Origin of the sequence: Hyphomonas sp. (assembly GCF_040882205.1) — a bacterium.
Classification (GTDB): domain Bacteria; phylum Pseudomonadota; class Alphaproteobacteria; order Caulobacterales; family Hyphomonadaceae; genus Hyphomonas.
Map to the genome: position 1 here is coordinate 1 of NZ_JBBEBT010000040.1, position 7,795 is coordinate 7,795.

Here is a 7,795-nt window from a genome sequence, read left to right on the forward strand (position 1 = left end):
CACCGGCGACTGGAGCGACAGGTTCAAGGGAACCTGTGTGCGCAGGGCCGGCAAGCTAGAGCCGCACCACATCCCCAAACGCCGCGCGCACCTGCCGAAGTCCCGCCACCTCTAGTATCCGTCCCCGGATCATCACGGGATCGGCCACCTGCGAAATGATCTCTGGCCCGAAGGCCCGCCCGCGCTCATTGAGCAATAGCAGCGCCGTCTTGCCGTCCGCGCAGCGCCCCGTCTGCGCAAAGGCGAGCGGCAACCCGCCCCGCGCGCACAGCGCCGCGCAGGCCTTGTGCGTCTTGCCGTGCCCGGGCCGCATCGCGCCGAACCAGCATTTCGCATCAAGGATCTCGCCGGTCAGCACGGCCTCGCCGAGGTCCTTCTCCGGCCCCGGCCGCACCCGTCCCGGCGCCGGATCGCGATAGACCCCGTCGACCGCCATCATCGCATGCTCGCCCCGCTCGATCAGCGTGCCGGTCACCGCCGCGCCGGTAAAGGTCAGCGCCGGGCGCACACTGATGCGGTTCTTGCCGGCCCCGACGAGGAAAACCGCGCGCACGCCGTATCCGAGGTCCTCCGTGAGCAGATGAAGGTAGGGTTCCGGATAGATCGTGCCGGTCACTGCGACCTTCTTGCCCTGGTCCCAGACGCCCGGTCCCGGGACGGGCGACGCCGCACCAAGTCCCAGCCCCAGCGCGCCCGCGCCCGCCACCAGCCCGGCGCCGGCCGCCAGCATCTGGCGCCGCGTCGGCTGCGGCGGCGCATCGCGCCATCCGGCAAAGAAGGGCTCCTGCGCCATCAGGCCGCGCCCTGCGAAATCACCGAAGGCGGCAGCGCCGTGCCCGGCGGCTGCGCCAACCGGTGCACGAAGACGCGGCCCCCGATGATCCTTGTCCGGTAGGTTGGCACTCTCTCCGTGAACGGCGCCGGCGAGCAGCCATCCTCTGGACGGTACTGATAGCCATGCCAGGGGCAAACGATGCAGCCATCAAGGATGCGGCCCTCGCCCAGCGGCCCGCCCTGATGGCGGCAGGCATTGGCGAGCGCAAACACGCGCGCGCCTTCCCGGAACACCGCGATCCGCTCGCCCTCCGGCGGCGCCAGGATCACCGCCCGCCCGTCCGGAATATCGCCCGCCAGTCCCGCATCCAGCCATCCTTCGGCCTCGGCAGCCTCGGCTGCACCGCGCGCCGTCTCGCGCCGCCCGGCTGCAATGTGGAGGCCCGAAACCAGCAGAGCCGACCCGCCTGCCAGCGCCGCCGGCGCAAGGCCTGCCTCGCCCTGCGCGGCGCCCAGCATCACATGCGCCACCAATAATCCGTAGGCGGCATAAACGCTCATGTGCAGCCACTTCCACAGGCGCGGGCCCAGCACGCTGTTCCAGAAATCATGGCTCGTCGCCGCCATCACGAACAGGATCAGCAGCGCCGCCAGCCCCAGGCTCTCGAACGGAAACCCGCCAAAGGACGCATAGCGCGGATTGGAAACAAGCAGCGAGACGAACGCATTCATCTCCGAGAACCCGTGATACCACAGAACCACCAGCCCGCCGTGCATCAGCGCAACGAGGAAACACACGACGCCCATATGCCGCCGGTTGTAAACCAGCGGCAGCGCGCGGCGGCTCAGGCGCGCGAGCGGGCCGAGGCAGAGGATGACCGTCAGCAGGCTGAAGGCCGCCGCCCCGCTCGCGCGGATCAGCATCTGGATTTCGCTGGGGTGCTGGCCCGCCGGCGCCGAGAGCCAGCCCGCGCCGAGATGCGCCGCGAAGAACACCGCAAGGCCCGCCAGCAAAACGCCGTCATAGGCCCGCTTGAACCGGTTCCAGCCGACGAGGGTAAAGCGGGCCGCCATCAGCCGGCGTCCACTTCGGCGTCCACTTCGGCGGGCGCCTCCGCGGCCCGCCCGCGCTCGGCCAGTCCGCCGAGGATCACACCCGCCAGCAGCACCGCCAGGAACGGCCAGAACAGCGCATGCGCCTGGCGCTGCCCGCGCGTCACGCCCGGTCCTCCGGCGCGCGAAGGCCGATCAGCCGCATCAGCACCAGAGGCCACAGCGCCGCAAGCCCGGGAAGGATCAGCAGCCGCACCCGCACGGGCACCCGCGCCGGTGTCATCCGCGCCATGGCGAACAGGATCACGCCAATTGCGATCACCGCGCCAATGCCCAGATAAAACGCCAGCCCCAGCCAGACCGCCTCCGCCAACGCCACACTCATACCCAAGCCTCCAGCGCTCACGGTTATCCCTCCGGCAAAGCTGCGCAAGTCACGTTATTGTGGCGAGTTGGTAATCTCGCGCCGGGAAAATTTCATCCCGCCTTACCCTCATGACAAGCGCCGCAACTCCTACTAAATGCTCGATATGAGCAAAAATCTGAAAATCCTGGCGGCGCAGCTTAATCCGGTGGTCGGCGATATTGCCGGCAACACGGCGCTGGCGCGCGGGGCGGTGGCCGAGGGACGCGCGCGGGGCGCCGATCTGGTCGTGCTGTCGGAACATTTCATCCTCGGCTATCCGGCGGAAGACCTGGTGCTGAAGCCCTCGGCGGTGGACCTGTCGATGGCGGCCATCCGCGCCCTCGCGCGCGAAAGCGCGGCCGGCCCGGCCGTGCTGATCGGGGCGCCCTGGTGCGAGGACGGGCGGCTGCACAATTCCGCGCTGTTCCTGGAAGGCGGCGAAATCCGCGCGCGCCATGACAAGCGGGAACTCCCGAACTACGGGGTGTTTGACGAGAAACGCCACTATACGCCGGGCGACGGCGCGGCGGTGGTGGTCGAATTCAAGGGCGTGCGCCTCGGCCTCGCCATCTGCGAGGATATCTGGTTCGAACGCGTGCCCCGCGCCGCCAGGGCCGCCGGGGCGGACGCGCTGCTGGTGGCGAACGCCTCGCCCTGGCGCCGCGCAATCCAGGCCGAACGCGCCAGCGCCTTCGACCGCTGGGCGGACCTGAAGCTGCCCTATCTCTTCGTCAACCAGATGGGCGGCCAGGACGAACTCGTCTTCGATGGCGCCTCCTATGCGACCAATGGCACGCACGGCGCGCGCTGCGGCCTCGTCGGCCAGTTCGAGACGGGCTATGCCCTCGTCGAATTTGATCCGTCCACCAAGCAGTTTGCAGGCCTCGGCAAGGGCTGCGCGGCAGACCTTGAAGGCTGGGCGGCGGAATACCGCGCGGCGATGCAGGGGCTTGGCGACTATGTGCGCAAGAACCGGTTTCCCGGCGTCGTGCTCGGCATGTCGGGCGGCATCGACTCGGCGATCACGGCGGCCATCGCCGCAGACGCGCTGGGGCCGGACAAGGTCTGGTGCGTGATGATGCCGTCAAAATATACGTCTACAGACAGTCTGGAAGACGCGAAGGCCTGCGCCGAGGCGCTGGGCTGCAAGTATGACACGATCAACATCGCCCCGGGCGTCGGCGCGCTTGGCGAGATGCTGGCGCCGGCGTTCGAAGGCAAGAAGGCCGATACGACGGAAGAGAACATCCAGTCCCGCCTGCGCGCGGTAACGCTGATGGCGCTGTCCAACAAGTTCGGCCACATGGTCGTCACCACCGGCAACAAGAGCGAGATGGCCGTCGGCTATGCCACGCTCTATGGCGACATGTGCGGCGGCTACAATGCGCTGAAGGATTTCTACAAGACCGAAGTCTTTGAACTGACGAAATGGCGCAATGCCAACGTGCCGCCAGGCGCCCTCGTCAGCCACGCAGATGTGATCCCGGAACGGATCATCACCAAACCGCCCTCGGCGGAACTGCGCGAGGACCAGAAAGACGAAGATTCCCTGCCGCCTTACGAGGTGCTTGACGATATCCTTCGCGGCCTCGTGGACCTCGAAGAGGACGTCGACGACATCCTCGCCCGCGGCCATGATGCGGCTACTGTGCGGCGCATCGAACACCTCGTCTACATCGCCGAATACAAGCGGAGGCAGGCCCCGCCGGGTGTGAAGGTTGGCGGGAAAAATTTCGGGCGCGACAGGAGATATCCGATCACGAACCGGTTTCGGGATGATTAGGCAGCAAGCCCCTCCTCCCCCGGGAGAAAGGGCTCAAGGAAAGAGCTACTCCTCCGAAGGCGGCGTGATTTCCTGTTCCTGCGCATTTACCCCGAACGCGTCCGTCGCGATGGCCTCGCGCACGGTTTCCGCATCCGCCGGGTCGATGTCGGCAGCGTCGCCATAGCCGGTGATCGGCGAGGGGTAGATGCCCGGCTCCTCGATCACTTCGTCGAACATCAGCCAGGCCTGTTTCCCGCCGAGGCAGGTGACGCGGACCCACAGGTCTTCGTCCAGCGAGGTGTTGGCAATGTCGGTGACATTGGTGAGCTCGCCCTCGTTGATCTCGTACTCCCGGTCATTGAACAGGAGCACAGTCACTCCCTCGCCGATATAGCGCAGATAGGTCATCTGCTCGCCGGTCTTCAGGCTTAGCGTCTCCATGCCGGAAGGGCCGGCAAACTCGACCTCGGCGTCCTCGAGCACCGTGACAGGCACCTTCTTCGTCGCCACGAAATATTCGAGCTTGTCGGCTTCGTTGCGGGGATTATTCCACAGCTGATAATTTGCGTACTGCGGGAGGATGCAGGTGATGTCCTGCGGGTCGGTGGGATTGGGCCGCGCCCGGGCGGGCACCTTCACATCGGGGTCCAGCACGGCAAAGCCCGGCGGATACTCGCTCGGCCAGCCGGGGCTGAGAAACCAGCTTTCATTATAGCCGGAGATCGCGGCATAATCGAGCGATGGGCGCGCGGGTGGTGCCGCCTGCGCCTGATCGGCGCCTGCCGGCAGCGTTCCGGGCGCCGCCGCTTCCGGCGATGCCCCGTCTTTCTGCCCGCAGGCCGCAAGTAGCAGCGCTCCCACCAGCACCCAGCCGAATCTCATGACCGTCTCCCGGAATTTCCTCTAGGTAGATGCTCGTTAAACAGAACAATAGCAAGAATGTGGCCGAGGCGCTTGGCTTTTGTCCCGATTTGATGTCGAAAGCGCCTTTCCCAACCCCGGAAGGCCCTGCCGCCATGACCGCCCCGATCGTCCGATTCGCCCCCTCGCCCACTGGCCGCATCCATGTCGGCAACGTGCGCACGGCCCTGGTGAACTGGCTGTTCGCGCAAGGCCAGGCGGGCAAGTTCGTCCTGCGGATCGACGATACCGACCTGGAGCGCTCCACCAAGGAGAGCGAGGAGATCCTGAAGGCGGACCTGACCTGGCTCGGCCTCACCTGGGCGGAAACGTTCAACCAGTCCGAACGCTTTGCCATCTATGACAAGGCCGCCGACAAGCTGCGCGCGATGGGCCTTCTCTATCCGGCCTATGAAACGGCCGAGGAACTGGATGTGAAGCGCAAGATCGCCCAGTCGCGCGGCCGGCCGCCGGTGTATGACCGGGCGGCGCTGAGCCTGACGGACGCGGACCGCGCGGGGCTCGAAGCCTCCGGCCTGAAGCCGCACTGGCGGTTCAAGCTGTCGGGCGCGCGCGTTGAGTGGAACGACCTCGTGCGGGGCCCGCAGAGCATCGACACATCCTCGGTGTCGGACCCGGTGCTGATCCGCGAGGATGGCAGCTATCTCTACACGCTCCCCTCGGTGGTCGACGATATCGAGGCCAGCATCACGCATGTCGTGCGCGGCGAAGACCATGTGACGAATTCCGGCGCGCAGATCGAGATCTTCATGGCGCTTGGCGGCAAGGCGCCCGAAATGGCGCACATGCCGCTGCTGGTCGGCGCGGATGGCTCGGCCCTGTCGAAGCGTATCGGCTCGCTCTCAGTCGGCCAGCTGCGCGAGCAGGGTATCGAAGCAATGGCAATCCTCAGCTATCTCGCCAAGCTCGGCACCTCGGACAATATCGAGCCGCGCAGCAGCGTGACGGAGCTGGCGGCAGAGTTCTCGTTCTCGAAGATCGGCCGCGCGCCGGCCCGGTTCGACGAGGCCGACCTTGAAAACCTCAATGCCGCGCTCGTCCATGCAATGCCGTTTGCCGAGGCGCAGGCGCGCCTGAAGGACATTGATCCGCATGCGGACAATGAAGCTTTCTGGCTGGCTGTGCGCGAGAACTGCGCGCGCGTGAGCGATGCGGCGAACTGGGCGCAGACCGTATTCGGCGCGCCCTCGCCAGACATCGCCGCCGAGGACAAGGACTTCATCGCCGGCGCCGCCGCGCACCTTCCGGCCGGCGAGCTGACCACCGCCAGCTGGAGCGAATGGACGAACGCCCTGAAAGCCGCCACCGGCCGCAAGGGCAAGGGCCTCTTCATGCCGCTGCGCAAGGCGCTGACCGGTATGGAACACGGCCCCGACATGGGCGCCGTGCTGGCGCTGATCGGGCGCGCGAAAGTGCTGGAACGGCTGGGTTAGTCACACCCCTCCGCCGCACAGCTCACATTCTCCACATCCCGCCCCTCGGCGAGATCGCGCACCCAATCGGCCGCCCGCACCCCGCCGGTGATCGTTGTGTACAGACGGTCATAGCGCAGCAGCGTATGGTCCTTTCCGGAGGCGGAGAAGGACCGGAAATTCGGGATCTCCGCCGCCAGCTCATCGAGGTTTGCTTGCATCAGGCCGCGCACCGGATCTGCGGCGCCCATCAGGCCGAGGAACATCTGTTGCACCTCGTCATCGACATTGTTGAACTGGCTCATCCGCATGCCGGGATGGCGCGCGGCGGTGACGCGGAAGAAATCCTCGGTGGTGAACGTCGCGCGGTCGAAGCCGGCGAGTTCCTGCCAGTCGGGCATGTCGTTGAAGGCGCCCCAGGTTTCCAGCAAGCCAGGGACAGCGCCGGCGCGGTAGCCGCCGGCCCCGCCGCCATACTGGATAACCTCCGCCTGCGGATAATGATCGGCCACCAAGCCCGCATAATACGGCGAGGCAATCGCCCCGGCGCTGCCGCCGCCGACGAAGATGCGGCCTGGGCCCGGATAGTTCGCGTAGACCCAGTCGAGCGCCGACTGGACATTGGCCTTGCCCCGGTGATGGATGGTCAACGCCTTTCCGGCGCTGGTCGTATAGGCGGCGTCCGCCGCGCCGAGATGCGCGTCGCCGGTGCAGTAGGACACGAAGACCTGCGTCCAGCCGGCGAAGGGATTGTCGGCGTTCGCCGCATCGAAGGCGCCGGCCTTGGTGGCGGCATTGTTGGCGTCCATGTCCGCCAGCGGCGTATAGGCATTAGCACCGAGCGAAGGATCGCACAGGTCGCCGGACCAGCAGGCGCCGCCGCCGTTCAGGAAGAACATCACCCGCTCAGGATCGGCCGGTCTGACCTGGAACTGGTAAGGCGTTCCGGTGGCGCAGAGTGTATCGCCGCCGGGCGTGATGGTGGTCCAGGCAGCGGGCGCCTGCGCGCCGGCTTCGGCGGGCGCCGGTTTGCCTTCGGCTGCCTTGCACCCGGCAAAGATTATCATGGCGAGAGCCGCCGTGAACACGAGACGCATGATAAGTCCTCCATCGGCCTCTGAGGGGCCGCCGCCCGGACAAGCCTAGGCCTGGGCGCGGAGGCTGGCAATCGGGATGGGGAGGTGCGCGGAGCCCCTCACTCCCCATCGCTGGGCGCCGGTCCCCACCTCTCCTGCATTCCGGGAGCGGCCCCAGGGGCGTTTGCGGCAGCGAGGTGAAAGACCCTCTCCCATGAAACCGGAGAAGAGGGGACCGGCGCGAAGCCGTGGGAGGCGAACGCCTTTAATCCGGCAGCCGATCAATCAGGCGGCGGCCGCAGGCGGAACCGCAGCTTGCGCCTTCTCCGCTGCCTCTTCGGCTTCACCGACTTTCAGGAGGCGGCCGACAAGGCTGATGGTGGTGGAC

The 7,795-nt window shown here is 66.8% G+C and carries 8 protein-coding genes; 2 read left to right on the plus strand and 6 right to left on the minus strand.

Annotated elements, in window-relative coordinates:
- Positions 1–55: 55 nt before the first annotated feature.
- The 4 genes from WEA77_RS02160 to WEA77_RS02175 are packed head-to-tail and all read right to left on the minus strand — an operon-like array spanning position 56 to position 2,212.
- Positions 56–793, minus strand: coding sequence for a hypothetical protein (locus WEA77_RS02160; protein ID WP_368066229.1), 738 nt, complete (start codon positions 791–793; stop codon positions 56–58).
- Positions 793–1,848: a Rieske 2Fe-2S domain-containing protein gene (locus WEA77_RS02165; RefSeq protein WP_368066230.1), complete on the minus strand. Its 1,056-nt coding sequence runs from the start codon at positions 1,846–1,848 to the stop codon at positions 793–795. Before WEA77_RS02165 ends, WEA77_RS02160 begins: the two co-directional genes overlap by 1 nt.
- Positions 1,848–1,994: a hypothetical protein gene (locus tag WEA77_RS02170; protein ID WP_368066231.1), complete on the minus strand. Its 147-nt coding sequence runs from the start codon at positions 1,992–1,994 to the stop codon at positions 1,848–1,850. Before WEA77_RS02170 ends, WEA77_RS02165 begins: the two co-directional genes overlap by 1 nt.
- Positions 1,991–2,212 (minus strand): hypothetical protein, encoded by a 222-nt coding sequence (locus WEA77_RS02175; protein ID WP_368066232.1) that lies wholly within the window; start codon positions 2,210–2,212, stop codon positions 1,991–1,993. Before WEA77_RS02175 ends, WEA77_RS02170 begins: the two co-directional genes overlap by 4 nt.
- Positions 2,213–2,357: 145 nt before the next feature.
- Between WEA77_RS02175 and WEA77_RS02180 the strand changes: the two genes are divergently transcribed.
- The gene (locus tag WEA77_RS02180) at positions 2,358–4,016 is read left to right on the plus strand and encodes an NAD+ synthase (protein ID WP_368066233.1); all 1,659 of its coding nucleotides are present in this window, start codon (positions 2,358–2,360) and stop codon (positions 4,014–4,016) included.
- A 45-nt stretch (positions 4,017–4,061) separates the two neighbouring features.
- On the opposite strand, the gene WEA77_RS02185 is transcribed toward WEA77_RS02180, so the two are convergent.
- Entirely contained in the window at positions 4,062–4,880 is an 819-nt protein-coding gene (locus tag WEA77_RS02185) for a hypothetical protein (protein WP_368066234.1), read from the minus strand.
- Positions 4,881–5,014: 134 nt separating this feature from the next.
- Between WEA77_RS02185 and gltX the strand changes: the two genes are divergently transcribed.
- Positions 5,015–6,352 (plus strand): glutamate--tRNA ligase, encoded by a 1,338-nt coding sequence (gene gltX / locus WEA77_RS02190; RefSeq protein WP_368066235.1) that lies wholly within the window; start codon positions 5,015–5,017, stop codon positions 6,350–6,352.
- Here gltX and WEA77_RS02195 read toward each other — a convergent pair.
- Positions 6,349–7,428, minus strand: coding sequence for a pectin acetylesterase-family hydrolase (locus tag WEA77_RS02195; RefSeq protein WP_368066236.1), 1,080 nt, complete (start codon positions 7,426–7,428; stop codon positions 6,349–6,351). The two genes, gltX and WEA77_RS02195, sit on opposite strands and share 4 nt — an antisense overlap.
- Positions 7,429–7,795: the final 367 nt, after the last annotated feature.

Excerpts from the sequence above, each read along its gene's own strand:
- WEA77_RS02180 (WP_368066233.1), top strand. The coding sequence starts at position 2,358 with ATGAGCAAAAATCTGAAAATCCTGGCGGCGCAGCTTAATCCGGTGGTC.
- WEA77_RS02195 (WP_368066236.1), bottom strand. The coding sequence starts at position 7,428 with ATGCGTCTCGTGTTCACGGCGGCTCTCGCCATGATAATCTTTGCCGGG.
- WEA77_RS02160 (WP_368066229.1), bottom strand. The coding sequence starts at position 793 with ATGGCGCAGGAGCCCTTCTTTGCCGGATGGCGCGATGCGCCGCCGCAG.
- WEA77_RS02175 (WP_368066232.1), bottom strand. The coding sequence starts at position 2,212 with ATGAGTGTGGCGTTGGCGGAGGCGGTCTGGCTGGGGCTGGCGTTTTAT.
- WEA77_RS02165 (WP_368066230.1), bottom strand. The coding sequence starts at position 1,848 with ATGGCGGCCCGCTTTACCCTCGTCGGCTGGAACCGGTTCAAGCGGGCC.
- gltX (WP_368066235.1), top strand. The coding sequence starts at position 5,015 with ATGACCGCCCCGATCGTCCGATTCGCCCCCTCGCCCACTGGCCGCATC.
- WEA77_RS02185 (WP_368066234.1), bottom strand. The coding sequence starts at position 4,880 with ATGAGATTCGGCTGGGTGCTGGTGGGAGCGCTGCTACTTGCGGCCTGC.